Consider the following 13,895-nt stretch of genomic DNA (forward strand, 5'->3'; position numbering starts at 1 on the left):
GGCCCCTCCCTTGCAGGGAGGGGAATGAAGGCAAGTCGATGCGCAAGTCCCTGATCCTTCTCCCGCTGCTCTTCGCCACGCCGGTCATTGCCCAGGATCTCGCGCCCGCCGAGGCGGCGCTCAAGGCGCATGTCGCCTTTCTCGCCTCGGATGCAATGCGCGGGCGCGACACGGGTTCGCCCGAGCTGGCGATCGCCGAGCAATATGTCGCGGCGCAGATGCTCGCGGCGGGGCTCACGCCCGGCGGGCCGAACGGCGCGTGGCTCCAGCCGGTGCCGCTCGTCTCGTTCAAGGGCGCAGATCACGGGACGCTGACGCTCACGCGCGGCACGACGGCGACGCCGCTCGAATGGGGCAAGGACTATGTCGCCCGCTCGAACGCGCGCGAGGCCAAGGTCGCGCTGACCGGGGACGTCGTGTTCGCCGGCTATGGCGTGACCGATCGCGCCACCGGCTATGACGATTACAAGGGCCTCGACGCGAAGGGGAAGATCGTCGCGATCCTGCGCGATGCCCCCCAATCGCTGCCGAGTGAGGTCCGCGCGCATCTGAGCCAGCCCGAGGAGCAGGCGAAGAATGCCGCGGCGCATGGCGCGATCGGCGTGATCCTGATCGAAGGCAATACCCGCCACGCGATCTTCCCGTTCGAGGCGAGCGTGGGGTATTGGAACAGCCCCGGCATGACCTGGGCCGATTCCGACGGCCGCGCGCACAGCGACGGGCCGAGCGCGCCTGCCTTTGCCTATGTCGGGATGGTCGGCGCCGAGAAACTGTTCGCCGGCTCGAAGATCAAATGGGCCGATGTCCTCGCCGCCGACAAGGCGGGCAAGAAGCTCCCCACCGGCGCGCTGGGCGTGACCGCCCAAGGGACGGCCAACACCGAGATCAAGACGCTTTCCGCCAACAACGTGGTCGGCCTGCTCGAAGGTTCGGATCCAGCGCTCAAGGGCCAATATGTCGTGATCTCGGCGCATCTCGATCATGTCGGTGTCGGCAAGCCCGATGCGAGGGGCGACACGATCTACAATGGCGCGATGGACAACGCCGTTGGCACTGCGTCGATGCTCGAAGTGGCGAAGGCCTTCACCGCATCGGGCAAGCGCCCGCGCCGCTCGATCCTGTTCGTCGCGGTCACCGCGGAGGAGAAGGGGCTGGTCGGCTCGGACTATTTTGCCGCCAACCCGACTGTGCCCACGGGCAGCATCGTCGCGGACGTCAATCTCGACATGCCGGTGCTCACCTACAAGTTCGAGGATCTGGTGGCGTACGGCGCCGATCGCACCAGCATCGGCCCGACGGTGGCGGCGGTGGCGAAGGCCGAAGGGCTGGCGCTCACCCCCGATCCCGCGCCCGAGCAAGCGAGCTTCGTGCGTTCGGACCATTACAGCTTCGTCCGCGCCGGCATTCCCGCCGTGTCGCTCGAACCCGGCCCCGCCGGTCCGGGCAAGGCGGCAGTCGAGGAATTCGGCGAGAAGCATTATCACCAGCCGTCGGACGAAGTGGCCTTGGTCGATTTCACCCAGGGCGTGCGCTTCGTGAAGCTCAATTATGCCATTGCCCGCGCGCTGGCGGATGGCGACCAGCGTCCCTTGTGGAACAAGGGCGATTTCTTCGGAATGCTGTACGGCGGCCCGGGCGCGAAGTGAGCAAGTTTACCCGCCTCTTCTTGCTCCCCTTCCTGCAAGGGAGGGGCCGGGGGTGGGTGCGCGGCGCAGCCGCGCTCCTCGTGTTTCTCAGCGCCGTTCCCGTCCACGCACAGCAACTTCCTCCCGAACAGGCGGTGCTCGAGGCGGACGTGCGCTTCCTCGCTTCCGATGCGCTCCGCGGTCGCGAGGCGGGAACGCGCGACTACGACATCGCCGCCGAATATGTCGCCGCGCAGATGCTCGCCGCGGGGCTGAAGCCCGGCGCCGGCGGCAGCTGGTTCCAGCCCGTCGGGCTCGCGACCTACCGGCCGGCCGAGAAGGCGAAATGGACGCTCACGCGCGGCGGCGCGGCGATCCCGCTCCAGTTCGGCATCGACTTCCTCAACCAGGGCGTGCCCGCCGCGCCCGATTTCGTCGCCGAGGGGCCGGTGGTCTTCGCAGGCTATGGGATCGTCTATCCCGAGGGCAAGCGCGACGATTATCGCGGGCTCGACGTGCGCGGAAAGATCGTCGCGATCTATGCCGGCGTCCCGGCCGGGCTGCCCGACGAAGTCGCCGCGCATCTGGGCGACGACGACCAGAAGGCGCGGCTCGCCGAGGCGCGCGGCGCCAGGGCGGTGATCATCCTCGAATCGCTCGAACGCCGCGCCGAATTCCCGATCGAGGCGATGGCGCCTTATTACGATTACGAGCGCACGACCTGGATCGCGCCCGACGGCAAGGCGCACATGATCGCGCCGGACGCGCCGGTGGTCGGCACTGTCGGGCAGGCGGGCGCCGAGAAACTGTTCGCCGGCTCGCGGATCCGCTGGCGCGACGTGCTCGCCGCCGAGCGCCGCGGCACGCGCATGCCCACGGGCCCATTGGTCGGCACATTGAAGGTCGCCGCGAAGACGAATGTCCGCGCCGCGCACAGCAGCAATGTCGTCGGGCTGATCCCGGGCTCGGATCCGGCGCTCCGCGACCAATATGTCGTGCTCTCGGCGCATCTGGACCATGTCGGCGTGGGCGAGCCCGAGAAGGGCGACAGCATCTATAACGGCGCGATGGACAATGCAGTCGGGGTCGCGACGATGCTCGAGGTCGCGCGCGCCTTCCGGGCGTCGGGCAAGGCGCCGCGCCGCTCGATCCTGTTCGTCGCGCTCACCGCCGAGGAGAAGGGGCTGGTCGGCTCGGGCTATTTCGCCGCGCATCCGGGCGTGCCCAAGGCCGGCCTCGTCGCGGACATCAATCTCGACATGCCGATCCTCACCTTCGCGATGCAGGACCTGGTGGTGCTCGGCGGCGAGCGCTCGAGCCTCGGCGCAGTCTATGCCGCGGCGGCGGCGACCGAGGGCCTCAAGGTCGTCCCCGATCCCGCGCCCGAGGAGATGTTCTTCGTCCGCTCGGACCATTACAGCTTCGTCCAGGCGGGCATCCCCGCGGTCTCGATCGACAGCGGCCCGGGCGGCCCCGGCGCGGCGGCGCAGGAAGATTTCCTCGCCAACCATTACCACAAGCCCTCGGACGACATGTCGCTGCCGATCGACTGGGCGGCGGCGGCGAAGTTCACCCGCGTCAACTATGCCGCAGCGCGCGCGGTCGCCGACGCCGATGCGCGACCGAGCTGGAACAAGGGTGACTTCTTCGGCGTCCAGTTCGGCGGCTATGGGGCGCGCTGAGGAGCGCCCATGCGCCTGCTGATCTTCGGCCTGGGCTATACCGGCAGCGCGCTGGCGAAGGCCCTGGCGCCCGGCGGCTGGCGGATCGCCGCCGTCACGCGTGAGGGGCGCGACGACAGCATCGCCTTCGCCGATACCGACCGCATCGCCTTCGAGATCGCCCACGCCACGCACATCGTCTCGACCGTCGCGCCGGACGCGGCCGATCCGATCCTGACGGCTTTCCGCCCGCAGCTCGCTGCGACCGGTGCGTGGCTCGGCTATCTCTCCTCGACCGGCGTCTATGGCGACACCGGAGGCGCCTGGGTCGACGAGACCGCGCCCACCGGCACTGGTCGCCGCACCGCGCGTGCCGAGTCGGATGCCGCGTGGCTGGCGCTCGGCGCGCGTGTGTTCCGCCTGCCCGGCATCTACGGCCCCGGCCGCTCGCCGCTCGACCGTGCCGCGCGCGGGGAGGCGGCGCGGATCCAGGTGCCGGGCCAGGTGTTCAGCCGCATCCATCTCGACGACATCGTCGCTGGCGTGGTCGCCGCCTTCGCCGCGCCGCCGGGGGCGTACAACCTCGCCGACGACCTTCCCGCGCCGCAGAGCGACGTCGTCGCTTATGCCTGCCGGCTGCTCGGCATCGCGCCGCCGCCGCTGGTCCCCCTCGCCGAGGCGCACCTCAGCCCGCAGGCCCGCGCCTTCTATTCGGAGAACCGCCGCGTCGCGAACGGCAAGGCGAAGCGCGTGCTCGGCTGGCGGCTGCTATACTCCGACTATCGGTTGGGCCTGCGCGCCTTGAGCGCGAGCACCAGCCCCGCGACCACCAGCACCGCGCCCGCCGCCGCGAGCACCGACCAGCGATAGCCTTCGAACAGGGTCGAGAGCAGCATCGCGATCACCGGGATCAGTACGCTGGAATAGGCCGCCTTGGCCGGGCCGATCGCGCGGATCAGCTGGAAATAGATGGTGAAGGCCAGCGCCGATCCGAACACGCCGAGATAGAGCGTGCCCGCGACATAGCTCCACCGCGGCTCGATCACCGGCGGGCCGACCGTCGCCCAGGCGAAGGCCGCGTCGATCCCCGCGCCGGCCAGCATCGCCCAGCCGAGCATCGTCGCCATCGGATAGGCCTTGGCCGTCTTCGTCGCCTGCATCACATTGGCGACCGAGGCCGAGAGCACGCCGAGCAAGGCGATGCCGATGCCGATCAGCGCCTGCTCGGGGCCTGCATCGCTCAGTCGCGCCTCGTGGACGAAGAGCAACGCCACGCCCGCCATCGCCACCGCCGATCCGATCAGCAGCTGCCGCCCCATCCTCTGGCCGAGGAAGATGCGCGCGAGGATCGCATTGGGCACCAGCAGCAGCGCGAAGACGATCGCCACCACGCCCGAGGTGATATGCTGCTCGGCGCGGTAGACGAAGTTGAAGTTGAGCGTGAACTGCGCGAAGCCGAGCGCCACCGCAAAGGCCCAGCCGCGCGCATCGAGCCGAAGCGAATCGCGCCGCAGCGCCGCCCAGCCGAGGATCAGCAGCCCCGCCAGGGTGAAGCGATAGGTCACCGACCAGCTCGGCGGCACCACCGAGAGCTGGTCGCGGATCACGATCCAGGTCGATCCCCAGATCAGCGTGACGACGAGGAAGGCCAGGATCACGTCGAGCCGCGCCGAGCGCGGCGGAACCGGTTCGACGGGGGGCTCGATGATGGGCGCCTTATAGGAAGTGAAGCGCCTCACAACGCCGCGATCGCTTCCGCCAACGGGCGGATCGCTTCCTCGCTCTGGTCCCACGAGGTCACCAGCCGCACCTCGCCCGGGGCCCAGTCGTAGAAATCGAAGCCCAGCCCGCGCAGCTTCGCCGCCTCCTCGGGCGAGACCTTGAGGAACACCTCGTTCGCCTCCACCGGATGGACCAGCCGGTCGCCCGCCGCCTGCGCGAGCAGCCGCGCGCCCGCATTGGCCGCGCGCGCATGAGCGAGCCACAGATCGTCCTCGAGCATCGCGAGCAGTTGCGCCGCCAGATAGCGCCCCTTGGACAGCAGCAGCCCCGCGCGTTTCCGCCGATAGAGCGTCGCGTCGGCGAGCTCGGTCCGGAAGAAGATCAGCGCCTCGGCGCTCATGCCCCCGTTCTTGACGAAGCCGAAGCTCAGCACGTCGACGCCCGCGCGCCAAGTCACTTCGCCGGGGTCGCAGCCGAGATGTGCCACGGCATTTGCAAAGCGCGCGCCGTCCATATGCAGACCCAGCCCGCGGGTCTTGGCGACCGCGGAGATCGCCGCGACTTCGTCCGGCGAATAGACCAGCCCATATTCGGTCGCGTTGGTGATCGAGATGGCGTGCGGCTGGACCCAGTGCACGCCGTCCTGGACGCGGTCGATGACCGCCGCGGCGCTCGCGGGAGTCAGCTTGGCGCCCGGCCCTTCCGCCAGCAGCAGCTTGGCGCCGTGCGTGTAGAATTCGGGCGCGCCGCATTCGTCGTTCTGGATATGCGCGTCGCGGTGGCAGACCACGCTGCCGTGCGGCGGGCACAATGCCGCCAGCGCCAGCGCGTTGGCCGCGGTCCCCGAAGGCACCCAGAGCGCGCGCACCTCGGTCCCGAACAGGTCCGAGAAGGCGCCGTCGAGCTGCCGCGACCAGCGATCGCCGTCATAAGCGGTGTCGATCGTGTTCGCGCGGGCGAGCGCATCGAGCACTTGGCTGCAGACCGGGGCGGCATTGTCCGAGAAGAAGCGCATGGCCCTGCCATCGCGGCCCCCGCGCCGCAGGTCAATTCCCCCTATTCCTCGTCGCGTCGCCCGTCGGAGTTGCGCGGGGGCGGTCCTTGCTCGTCCTCGGGTGGGAGTTCCTCGTCCTGCGGCGTCGGCCGGTCGCGCGGGCCGACCACGTCGGTCTCGATCCCCGATCCCTCGACGAACTCGCCGACGCTGTTGAACACGTCCTCGAGCGTCATCTCGTTGTCGAATTCGTCTTCCACCACCGGGGCGGGCGGCAGCGAGACGCCCAGCGCCCGGACCATGAAGTCGCGCCAGACGCGCGCGGGGATGCCGCCGCCCGACAGGCCCGGGATCGGCGAATTGTCGTCGTTGCCGATCCACACCGCGGCGACCAGATCGCCGGCATAGCCGATGAACCAGGCGTCGCGCGCATCCTGCGTCGTCCCGGTCTTGCCGAAGGCGGGGATCGACAGCGCCGCGCTGCGCCCGGTCCCCGCGCTCACCACCGTGCCCAGCATCGAGCGCAGATCGTCGAGCTCGCTGCCGCGGAAGCGCGTCGCCGAGCCCAGCCGCGCGGCGAGCCAGTCGTCGGCGCTCTCGGCATCGTCGAGCCCGCGCGGGCGCACCGGGTAGCTCCCGTTCGCCACCGCGGCATAGGCTGCGGTCAGCTCGAGCAACGACACGTTCGACGTGCCCAAGGCGATCGAGGCTTCGTTGGCGATCGGAGTCGAGATGCCGAGGTCGCGCGCCGCGCGGATCACCCGGCCGACGCCGATCTCGTTGGTCAGCCGCGCCGCGACGACGTTGCTCGACTTGGCGAAGGCCTGGCGCAGCGTGATCTTGCCGGCATAGCGTCCGTCGCTGTTGGTCGGCGACCAGTCGCCGATCGTCACCGGCGAATCGTCGACCATGGTGTCGGGCGTCATCCCCGAGCGGAGCGCGGCCAGATAGACGAACAGCTTGAAGGTCGATCCCGGCTGGCGCCGCGCCTGGGTGGCGCGGTTGAACGGGCTTTCCCGATAGTTCTTGCCGCCGACCATCGCGACGACGCGTCCGTCGGGACGCATCGCCACCAGCGCGATCTGCGTCTTGCGGAGCCCCGCCCCGCGCACCGCGCGTTCGGCGGCCTGCTGGATGTTCATCTCCAGCGTGGTCTTCACCGTCTGCTCGGTCGCGACGCCGCCGGCGCGGTCGCGCGCCTCGGGCAGCACCCAGTCGGCGAAATAGGTGCCGTTGGGCAGCTCCTTTTCCTTGCTGACCCGGAGCACCGCAGGCCGCACTCGCGCCGCCTCGGCCTCGGTCAGCGCGCCGCTCGCCACCATCGCGCCGATCACGAGCTTCTGCCGCTCGCGCGCGCCCTTGAGGTTGCCCGTCGGCGCGAGCCGGCTCGGCGCCTTGACGAGACCGGCGAGCAAAGTCGCCTGGCTCAGCGTCAATTTCTCGGGCTCGACGCTGAAATAATGCTGCGCGGCGGCGCGCAGGCCATAGACATTGTCGCCGAAATAGACGTTCGAGAGGTAGCGCGAGAGGATCTCGTCCTTCGACAGCCACGCCTCGAGCCAGAAGGCGATCATCACTTCGCGGAGCTTCCGGGTGACCGTCCGGTCGGAGGTGAGGAAGGCATTCTTGGCGAGCTGCTGGGTGATCGTGCTGCCGCCCTGCGAGCTGCCGCTGCTGGTTGCATTGTGGAGGAAGGCGCGCAGGATGCCGCGCGGATCGACGCCCATATGCCCGAAGAAGCGCCGGTCCTCGATCGCGATGAACGCCTCGCCGACATGCTTGGGCAGCTTCGCCACGTCGACCGGCGCGGCGATGTCGGCGCCACGGCGCGCGATCGGCTTGCCCTCGGCCGAGAGCAGGGTGATCGACGGCGGCGCCGGCGGCTGGAGCGATTTCGAGAGCGGCGCGGTCAGCGCGAGCCAGGCGACCGCGAGCACGAACAGGAGGATGAATCCGGCGAGACCCCAGCTCACCCAGCGCCACCGGAAGCGGAAGCGCTTGCGGATGGCGGGAAGGTTCGCCGCATCGCCTTCGCCGGCCGGCGGCCCGCCTTCGGGCGGTGGGGGCGGGGGAGGCGGCGGCGGGGTGCCGCGCCAGAACGGGTCCTGGACGAATTGGGGTTTGGGCGCCGCGGGGATCGGGACATCGACCGTCGCGAGCGGCGGCGGCGCGGTGGTCGGCCTGGGCCGCCATGCGCGCACGGGCTGCGAAGACGAGTCGTCGCCGGTTTCAGCCGGTCGCCGTAGCGGAAAGCGGACGTCGCCGGAGCCGGGTTCGCGGGCCATCAGGGCCTCTTATCGGCCTCAGGCCATTGGGAAAAGTACCACACCACGGTGTATTGTTATTATAATACAGTGCGCGGGGCAACACTTCTTCTCCCCTCCCTGCAGGGAGGGGCTGGGGGTGGGTGCGAGCGAAGCGAGCTCTTCCGGCTGCGGTGGAGGGCCGACGCTGGCGCGTCGGCACCCACCCCCGACCCCTCCCTTGCAGGGAGGGGAGAACGGTGAATCAAGCCTCCAGCTCGATGTCCCAATAGAGCCAGTCGCGCCAGGTCTGGTGGAGATAGTTGGGCGGGAAGCGCCGGCCGTGCTCCTGGAGCTGCCAGCTGGTCGGGCGGATCGGCTCGATATGGAGCGGCATGCTCGCCTGTTTCGGCGTACGCCCGCCCTTGCGCAGGTTGCACGGCGCGCAGGCGGTCGCGACATTCTCCCAGGTGGTGCGCCCGCCCTGGGCGCGGGGGATGACATGGTCGAAGGTGAGGTCGCGCTGGGTCCCGCAATATTGGCAGGAGAACTTGTCGCGGAGGAACAGGTTGAAGCGCGTGAAGGCAGGGAATTGGGACGGTTTCACATATTGCTTGAGCGCGATGACCGAAGGAAGCTTCAGCCTCGCGCTGGGACTTCGGACCTCGCGTTCGTAGAAGGAAACCACGTCGACCCGGTCGAGGAACAGCGCCTTGATCGCGGTCTGCCAGGGCCACACGCTGAGTGGATAATAGCTGAGCGGCGTGTAATCGGCGTTCAGGACGAGCGCGGGGCAACTGTCCGGATGGCGGATCAGATCGGGATGGTACATACGTTCCCTCGCCCGTTTCTCTTGCCGCACTCCCTGGCCGGGAATGGTGACGTCCACATGACAGCATATGCCACGACTCGCGGTCAAGGGCCGGTTTGATGGTTGTCCACACCCGATTCGCGCCGAGCCCCACGGGCCGCCTTCATCTGGGCCACGCTTATTCGGCGATCCAATCGCACGACTTCGCGCGCGCGCAGGGCGGGCGCTTCAGCCTGCGGATCGAGGATATCGACGGCACCCGCAGCCGGCCCGAGCATGTCGAGGCGATCCTGCGCGACTTGGAATGGCTGGGCCTCGGCTGGGACGGGGAGGTGACGTACCAGTCGCGGCGGCTCGACCTCTACCAGGCAGCGCTCGACCGGCTGCGCGAGATGGGCCTGCTCTACCCCTGTTTCTGCACCCGCGCCGATATCGCCGCGAGCCTGTCGGCGCCGCATGGGTCCGAGGGCGCGGTCTATCCGGGCACGTGCCGGGGCCTTGAAGCGCCCGACCTGACTCGCCCCCATAGCTGGCGGCTGGATGTACGGAGGGCCCTGGAATTCCTCCCCGAGCTTGTCTCGGGGAGGGGGACCATTGCCGAAGGCAATGGTGGAGGGGCCGGCGCGTCAGCGCCGGTTGCACCGGCGCCCCTCCACCACTCGCTACGCGAGCGGTCCCCCTCCCCGAGCAAGCTCGGGGAGGAATTATGGTGGCACGATGCCTTTGCCGGGTGGCTCCGCGCCGATCCGCTCGCGCACGGCGATGTCGTCCTCGCCCGGAAAGACGCCCCCGCTTCCTATCACCTCGCGGTCACCGTGGACGATGCCGCGCAGGGCATCACCCATGTCGTCCGCGGCAAGGACCTGTTCGAGGCCACGCACGTCCATCGCCTCCTCCAGGCGCTGCTCGGCCTGCCGACTCCCGTATATCGCCACCACGACCTGCTGCTCGGCCCCGACGGCACGCGCCTCGCCAAGCGCCACGGCGCGCCGAGCCTCGAGGCGATGCGTCTCGCGGGCGAGGACGGCCGCGCGCTCGCCGAGCGTCTGCGTCAGGGTTTGCTCCCGGTTGGCTTCGCCCCGGCAAGGGCGTAGGATGGCGCCATGACCTTCTTCCTCGCCCTGCTCCTCGTCGCCGCGATGCTCGCGGTGCTGTTCGTGCTCATCAAGGGCCTGGTGAACATGGCGCAGACCACCAGTCAGGATCTGGAGGGCGAGGGCCCCAGCGATCGCTCGCTTCGCTCGCAGAAGCTGATGCAGCAACGCATCCTGCTCCAGGGCGTGGCGATCGTCATCATCGCGTTGCTGTTGCTGATCCTGTCGGCCAAGGGCTGAGCCGGGGCCGCCGGCGCAGCGCCGCCAAAGTCACAGGAATCCGAGGTGCGTCACCAGCGACTGGTGGAGCGTGCCCTTGAACTTCAGCCCGACCACGCCTTCGCGCGACCAGCAGACCGTCGCCGGCATCGGCGCGAGGTGCGCGATCGCCACCCACACCTCGTCGCCTTCGTGCAGGCCCCAGGTGAAGATCTTGCAGCCCTCGACCGAGACGTCGGCCACTTCGCCCTTGATCCGGCGCGCCTCGCCGCTCGCGCGGATCGTGGCGGTGAGCGCGGTCGAGGTGCGCGGGTTGGCGCGCCGCTCGACCGCCGGTGCCAGCCGGTCGATGAGCGCGTCGTTCGGATTTCGATCAGTCGGGTTCATAGGGGGACTCCGCTGCCTGCACGATTACGCGCCCACCCGTTTACGGGCCGTGTGGGTTTAGGCTTACCCGCGTGTAAATTTGTCGCATGCGAATCCGCTTTGGCGGGCGTAGGACGATGCGATGGTCAAGCTCAACAAGATCTACACGCGCACCGGCGACGACGGCACGACCGGGTTGGTGGACGGCTCGCGCGTGTCCAAGGCCGATCCGCGCATGGCGGCGATCGGCGATGTCGACGAAGCCAACAGCGCGATCGGCGTCGCCCGCGCCGCGCTCGGCCCGGGCAGCTTCAGCGAGATGCTCGCGCGCATCCAGAACGACCTGTTCGATCTCGGCGCGGACCTCGCCACGCCGGTCGGGGTCGAGGGCGCCCTGCGCATCGTGCCTGCCCAGGTCGCGTGGCTCGAGGAACGGATCGACCACCTCAATAGTGCGCTCGATCCGCTGACCAGCTTCATCCTCCCCGCCGGCGAGCCTGCCGCGGCGGCACTCCACCTCGCGCGCGCCGTGGTCCGCCGCGCCGAGCGCACTGCAGTCAGCGCCGCGGCGCAGGTGACGCTGCGCCCGGAGACGATCACCTATCTCAACCGCCTGTCCGACCTGCTCTTCGTCGCCGCCCGCGCGATGAACCGCGACGGGGCGGGAGACGTTCTGTGGGTACCCGGCGCCTCGCGCTGATCCGGGTCGATCCGGCTTGACGCTACGGCGACCACGTCGTAGGGGGAACATTATGAGAACGGAGCGCGATTCAGTACCGGCTTCCGCACTCGCGTCGCGTTTCTCCGCGGTACGGGCGCTCAGCGCAGAACTCGTCGCGCCGCTCTCGGACGCCGATGCGACCATCCAGTCGATGGACGACGCCTCGCCGGCCAAATGGCACCTCGCGCACACGACCTGGTTCTTCGAGACCTTCGTGCTGCGCGATTCGGTCCCCGGCTATCGGCTGTTCGACGAAAGCTGGCCGTTCCTGTTCAACAGCTATTACGAAGCCGAAGGCGTGCGCCATGCGCGGCCCCGCCGGGGAATGCTGTCGCGGCCCTCGCTGGCGGAGGTCCTCGCCTATCGCGCGGCCGTCGACGAGGCTTTGCTCGCCGCGCTTCCCGATCTCCCTCTGCCGGCGCAGGCGCTGATCGAGCTGGGATGCCATCACGAGCAGCAGCACCAGGAACTGCTGCTCACCGACATCCTCCATCACTTCTCGGTCAATCCCCTGGAACCAGGGATTTGGCCCGCCGCCCGCAAGGTTCCGGTCGCGATGCCCGGTCCGATCGGCTGGATCGAGGGCAATGACGGTCCCGTCGACATCGGCTGCGGGCAATCCTCGCAAGGCTTCGCCTTCGATTGCGAAGGCCCGCGCCACCGCCAGTTGCTCCACCCGCACGCGCTGGCCGATCGCACCGTCACCAACGGCGAATGGGCCGCGTTCATCGCCGATGGCGGCTATGCCGATGCGCGCCACTGGCTGTCGGACGGCTGGGCATGGGTGCAGGCCAATGGCATCGCCGCGCCGCTCTATTGGGAGCGGAGCGACGGCGTCTGGACGCGCTTCGGGCTCGACGGCCGCCGTCCGGTCGATCCCGCCGCGCCGGTCACCCATGTCAGCTTCTTCGAGGCCGATGCCTATGCGAGCTGGGCCGGCGCGCGCCTGCCCACCGAGTTCGAGTGGGAGGCCGTGGCGAGTGCGCACGACTCGCTCGGCGGCAACCAGCTCGACCGTGCCGGCGCGGTCGAGCCGCGTCCTTCGCCGGGCGGCCCGGCCTTTTTCGGCGATGTCTGGGAATGGACCGGCAGCGCCTATCGCCCCTATCCCGGCTTCCGCGCTGCCGAGGGCGCGGTCGGCGAATATAACGGCAAGTTCATGAGCGGGCAGTTCGTGCTGCGCGGCGGGAGCTGCGCGAGCCCGCGCGGCCATGTCCGGTCGAGCTACCGCAACTTCTTCTATCCGCACCAGCGCTGGCAGTTCACCGGCGTACGCCTGGCGAAGGATCTGTAGATGCTCAAGCAGGAGGCCGAGGACGGCCAATCGGGTCTCGCCGACCCCAGTTTCCGCGCCGACGTGCTGAACGGCCTCGCCGCGCGACCGCGGGCGATTCCGGCGCGCTGGTTCTACGACCGGCGCGGGTCGGAGCTGTTCGAGGCGATCACCGACCTCCCCGAATATTATCCCACCCGCACCGAGACGGCGCTGCTGATGCAGATCGGCCCCGAGCTCGGCGCGCTCGCCGCGCCCGATGCCGCGGTGGTCGAGTTCGGCTCGGGCTCGTCGACCAAGACGCCGATCCTGCTCCGCGCGATCGATCCCGCCGCCTATGTGCCGATCGACATATCGGGCGAGTTTCTCCGCCATTCGGCACAAGGGCTGTCGCAGGCCTTTCCCGGGCTTCCGGTCTTCCCGGTCGAGGCCGATTTCCTCCGCCCGGTGCCGCTCCCGACGCAAGTCGCCGGGCTGCCCAAGCTCGGCTTCTTCCCCGGCTCGACGATCGGCAACATGAACGCCTTCCACGCGGTCGACCTGCTCCGGGCGATGCGCGAATGGCTGGGGGAGGGCGCGCGGCTGCTGATCGGGATGGACCGGGTCAAGTCGCCCGACATCCTGGTCCCCGCTTATGACGATGCGCGGGGCGTCACCGCCGCGTTCAATCTCAACCTGCTCGAGCGCATAAATCGCGAGCTGGCGGGCACGATGCCCGTGGATGCGTTCCGCCACCGCGCGATCTGGAATGCCGGCGCCGCGCGGATCGAGATGCATCTCGAGGCGCAGCGCGACGTTTCGTTCACCGTTGAGGGCCGCGGCTTCGCGATGGGCGCGGGTGAGACGATCCACACCGAGAACAGCCACAAATACGGGCCCAATGGCGGCCGCATGCTGCTGCGCGCGGGCGGCTGGACCCCGATCCGCGAATGGACCGATCCGCAGGACTGGTTCGCCCTGATGCTGTGCGAAGCGCAACCGATCCGCTCGGCGCCTTAGGACGGGTCGATATTCAGCTCTGAGGATGCGTCGGCGAGCCTTGCCGCTTCTTATCCTCCCCCGCCAGGGGGAGGTGTCAGCCGCAGGCTGACGGAGGGGGAGGACGGCGACTCACTATCGGCGTGATTCCTCCCCCTCCGTCGCCTTCGGCGCCACCTCCCCCTGGC

General features: G+C 69.2%; 13 protein-coding genes. 8 read left to right on the top strand and 5 right to left on the bottom strand.

Annotated features, from left to right (window positions below; genetic code table 11):
- Positions 1 to 38 precede the first annotated feature (38 nt).
- From MT490_RS13765 to MT490_RS13775, 3 genes are read left to right on the top strand one after another with little or no spacing between them, the layout of a single operon-like run.
- Positions 39 to 1,646, top strand: a complete 1,608-nt coding sequence (locus MT490_RS13765; protein ID WP_297388703.1) for a M28 family metallopeptidase — start codon at positions 39 to 41, stop codon at positions 1,644 to 1,646.
- 56 nt (positions 1,647 to 1,702) lie between these two features.
- The gene (locus tag MT490_RS13770; protein ID WP_297388707.1) at positions 1,703 to 3,307 is read left to right on the top strand and encodes a M20/M25/M40 family metallo-hydrolase; all 1,605 of its coding nucleotides are present in this window, start codon (positions 1,703 to 1,705) and stop codon (positions 3,305 to 3,307) included.
- Between the two features lie 9 nt (positions 3,308 to 3,316).
- Positions 3,317 to 4,156, top strand: a complete 840-nt coding sequence (locus MT490_RS13775; RefSeq protein WP_297388709.1) for an NAD(P)-dependent oxidoreductase — start codon at positions 3,317 to 3,319, stop codon at positions 4,154 to 4,156.
- Here the strand turns inward: MT490_RS13775 and MT490_RS13780 are convergent.
- The 4 genes from MT490_RS13780 to MT490_RS13795 all read right to left on the bottom strand — a co-directional run bounded on the left by MT490_RS13780 (position 4,066) and on the right by MT490_RS13795 (position 9,077).
- A complete protein-coding gene (locus tag MT490_RS13780; protein ID WP_297388711.1) occupies positions 4,066 to 5,025 on the bottom strand; it encodes an EamA family transporter in 960 nt (319 codons plus the stop codon). The genes MT490_RS13775 and MT490_RS13780 overlap by 91 nt on opposite strands.
- Positions 5,022 to 6,023, bottom strand: a complete 1,002-nt coding sequence (locus tag MT490_RS13785; RefSeq protein ID WP_297388714.1) for a beta-eliminating lyase-related protein — start codon at positions 6,021 to 6,023, stop codon at positions 5,022 to 5,024. The genes MT490_RS13780 and MT490_RS13785 overlap by 4 nt, the downstream gene beginning before the upstream one ends.
- A 41-nt stretch (positions 6,024 to 6,064) precedes the next feature.
- A complete protein-coding gene (locus tag MT490_RS13790) occupies positions 6,065 to 8,287 on the bottom strand; it encodes a PBP1A family penicillin-binding protein (RefSeq protein WP_297388717.1) in 2,223 nt (740 codons plus the stop codon).
- 223 nt (positions 8,288 to 8,510) lie between these two features.
- Positions 8,511 to 9,077 (bottom strand): HNH endonuclease, encoded by a 567-nt coding sequence (locus MT490_RS13795; protein ID WP_297388721.1) that lies wholly within the window; start codon positions 9,075 to 9,077, stop codon positions 8,511 to 8,513.
- Between the two features lie 98 nt (positions 9,078 to 9,175).
- Between MT490_RS13795 and MT490_RS13800 the strand changes: the two genes are divergently transcribed.
- Positions 9,176 to 10,150: a glutamyl-Q tRNA(Asp) synthetase gene (locus tag MT490_RS13800; protein ID WP_297388725.1), complete on the top strand. Its 975-nt coding sequence runs from the start codon at positions 9,176 to 9,178 to the stop codon at positions 10,148 to 10,150.
- Positions 10,151 to 10,159: 9 nt separating this feature from the next.
- Complete coding sequence (locus tag MT490_RS13805) at positions 10,160 to 10,390, top strand: twin transmembrane helix small protein (RefSeq protein WP_297388728.1); 231 nt, start codon at positions 10,160 to 10,162, stop codon at positions 10,388 to 10,390.
- Between the two features lie 30 nt (positions 10,391 to 10,420).
- Here MT490_RS13805 and MT490_RS13810 read toward each other — a convergent pair whose 3' ends face one another.
- A complete protein-coding gene (locus tag MT490_RS13810) occupies positions 10,421 to 10,756 on the bottom strand; it encodes a PilZ domain-containing protein (protein ID WP_297388731.1) in 336 nt (111 codons plus the stop codon).
- A gap of 121 nt (positions 10,757 to 10,877) precedes the next feature.
- Here MT490_RS13810 and MT490_RS13815 point away from each other — a divergent pair, with 121 nt between their 5' ends.
- From MT490_RS13815 to egtD, 3 genes are read left to right on the top strand one after another with little or no spacing between them, the layout of a single operon-like run.
- Complete coding sequence (locus MT490_RS13815; RefSeq protein WP_297388734.1) at positions 10,878 to 11,435, top strand: cob(I)yrinic acid a,c-diamide adenosyltransferase; 558 nt, start codon at positions 10,878 to 10,880, stop codon at positions 11,433 to 11,435.
- A gap of 52 nt (positions 11,436 to 11,487) precedes the next feature.
- Positions 11,488 to 12,750 carry an ergothioneine biosynthesis protein EgtB gene (egtB, locus tag MT490_RS13820; RefSeq protein WP_297388737.1) on the top strand — a complete coding sequence of 421 codons (1,263 nt, stop codon included), beginning with the start codon at positions 11,488 to 11,490 and terminating at the stop codon, positions 12,748 to 12,750.
- On the top strand, positions 12,751 to 13,728 hold the full coding sequence (gene egtD / locus MT490_RS13825) for an L-histidine N(alpha)-methyltransferase (protein WP_297388739.1): 978 nt from the start codon (positions 12,751 to 12,753) through the stop codon (positions 13,726 to 13,728).
- The last annotated feature ends 167 nt before the right edge of the window (positions 13,729 to 13,895 follow it).

Origin of the sequence: Sphingomonas sp., from assembly GCF_026460985.1 — a bacterium.
Classification (GTDB): Bacteria; Pseudomonadota; Alphaproteobacteria; order Sphingomonadales; family Sphingomonadaceae; genus Sphingomonas.

Bases quoted from the DNA above. Each gene is read 5' to 3' on its own strand.
- MT490_RS13765 (WP_297388703.1), top strand. From the start codon at position 39: ATGCGCAAGTCCCTGATCCTTCTCCCGCTGCTCTTCGCCACGCCGGTC.
- MT490_RS13775 (WP_297388709.1), top strand. From the start codon at position 3,317: ATGCGCCTGCTGATCTTCGGCCTGGGCTATACCGGCAGCGCGCTGGCG.
- MT490_RS13785 (WP_297388714.1), bottom strand. From the start codon at position 6,023: ATGCGCTTCTTCTCGGACAATGCCGCCCCGGTCTGCAGCCAAGTGCTC.
- MT490_RS13790 (WP_297388717.1), bottom strand. From the start codon at position 8,287: ATGGCCCGCGAACCCGGCTCCGGCGACGTCCGCTTTCCGCTACGGCGA.
- MT490_RS13795 (WP_297388721.1), bottom strand. From the start codon at position 9,077: ATGTACCATCCCGATCTGATCCGCCATCCGGACAGTTGCCCCGCGCTC.
- MT490_RS13800 (WP_297388725.1), top strand. From the start codon at position 9,176: ATGGTTGTCCACACCCGATTCGCGCCGAGCCCCACGGGCCGCCTTCAT.
- MT490_RS13805 (WP_297388728.1), top strand. From the start codon at position 10,160: ATGACCTTCTTCCTCGCCCTGCTCCTCGTCGCCGCGATGCTCGCGGTG.
- MT490_RS13810 (WP_297388731.1), bottom strand. From the start codon at position 10,756: ATGAACCCGACTGATCGAAATCCGAACGACGCGCTCATCGACCGGCTG.
- MT490_RS13815 (WP_297388734.1), top strand. From the start codon at position 10,878: ATGGTCAAGCTCAACAAGATCTACACGCGCACCGGCGACGACGGCACG.
- egtB (WP_297388737.1), top strand. From the start codon at position 11,488: ATGAGAACGGAGCGCGATTCAGTACCGGCTTCCGCACTCGCGTCGCGT.
- egtD (WP_297388739.1), top strand. From the start codon at position 12,751: ATGCTCAAGCAGGAGGCCGAGGACGGCCAATCGGGTCTCGCCGACCCC.